Annotated in this window: 1 rRNA gene; it reads right to left on the bottom strand. The window is 53.1% G+C overall.

The features are described from left to right. Positions 1–45: 45 nt before the first annotated feature. Positions 46–1,586 (bottom strand): 16S ribosomal RNA (locus tag DZE2538_RS19995). Positions 1,587–1,744 lie beyond the last annotated feature (158 nt).

Raw genomic sequence — 1,744 nt, 5'->3', positions numbered from 1 at the left:
TCATCAGACAATCTGTGTGGACACCACGCAGGCACTTCTACTCGGTAAGGAGGTGATCCAACCGCAGGTTCCCCTACGGTTACCTTGTTACGACTTCACCCCAGTCATGAATCACAAAGTGGTAAGCGCCCTCCCGAAGGTTAAGCTACCTACTTCTTTTGCAACCCACTCCCATGGTGTGACGGGCGGTGTGTACAAGGCCCGGGAACGTATTCACCGTAGCATTCTGATCTACGATTACTAGCGATTCCGACTTCATGGAGTCGAGTTGCAGACTCCAATCCGGACTACGACGTACTTTATGAGGTCCGCTTGCTCTCGCGAGGTCGCTTCTCTTTGTATACGCCATTGTAGCACGTGTGTAGCCCTACTCGTAAGGGCCATGATGACTTGACGTCATCCCCACCTTCCTCCGGTTTATCACCGGCAGTCTCCCTTGAGTTCCCACCCGAAGTGCTGGCAACAAAGGATAAGGGTTGCGCTCGTTGCGGGACTTAACCCAACATTTCACAACACGAGCTGACGACAGCCATGCAGCACCTGTCTCAGAGCTCCCGAAGGCACACCCGCATCTCTGCAGGCTTCTCTGGATGTCAAGAGTAGGTAAGGTTCTTCGCGTTGCATCGAATTAAACCACATGCTCCACCGCTTGTGCGGGCCCCCGTCAATTCATTTGAGTTTTAACCTTGCGGCCGTACTCCCCAGGCGGTCGATTTAACGCGTTAGCTCCGGAAGCCACGCCTCAAGGGCACAACCTCCAAATCGACATCGTTTACAGCGTGGACTACCAGGGTATCTAATCCTGTTTGCTCCCCACGCTTTCGCACCTGAGCGTCAGTCTTCGTCCAGGGGGCCGCCTTCGCCACCGGTATTCCTCCAGATCTCTACGCATTTCACCGCTACACCTGGAATTCTACCCCCCTCTACGAGACTCTAGCCTGTCAGTTTTGAATGCAGTTCCCAGGTTAAGCCCGGGGATTTCACATCCAACTTAACAGACCGCCTGCGTGCGCTTTACGCCCAGTCATTCCGATTAACGCTTGCACCCTCCGTATTACCGCGGCTGCTGGCACGGAGTTAGCCGGTGCTTCTTCTGCGGGTAACGTCAATGAACAGACGTATTAAGTCTGCTCCCTTCCTCCCCGCTGAAAGTGCTTTACAACCCGAAGGCCTTCTTCACACACGCGGCATGGCTGCATCAGGCTTGCGCCCATTGTGCAATATTCCCCACTGCTGCCTCCCGTAGGAGTCTGGACCGTGTCTCAGTTCCAGTGTGGCTGGTCATCCTCTCAGACCAGCTAGGGATCGTCGCCTAGGTGAGCCTTTACCTCACCTACTAGCTAATCCCATCTGGGCACATCCGATGGCAAGAGGCCCGAAGGTCCCCCTCTTTGGTCTTGCGACGTTATGCGGTATTAGCTACCGTTTCCAGTAGTTATCCCCCTCCATCAGGCAGTTTCCCAGACATTACTCACCCGTCCGCCGCTCGTCACCCAGGGAGCAAGCTCCCTGTGCTACCGCTCGACTTGCATGTGTTAGGCCTGCCGCCAGCGTTCAATCTGAGCCATGATCAAACTCTTCAATTTAAAGTTTGATGTGTTTTCCGAAGAAAACGGTGCTCAAAGAATTTACTGTTTATTCGTAATGAATTAACTGTTGTCACTCTTCAAGACTTTCACTAATTTTTTAGTGAAGCGTCCTGCGAGTGCCCACACAGATTGTCTGATTGATTGTTAAAGAGCAG

Source organism: Dickeya zeae NCPPB 2538 (genome assembly GCF_000406165.1).
Taxonomy (GTDB): domain Bacteria; phylum Pseudomonadota; class Gammaproteobacteria; order Enterobacterales; family Enterobacteriaceae; genus Dickeya; species Dickeya zeae.
The sequence above is the reverse complement of the archived record's forward strand: the minus strand, read 5'-3'. Positions and strand labels throughout refer to the sequence as shown.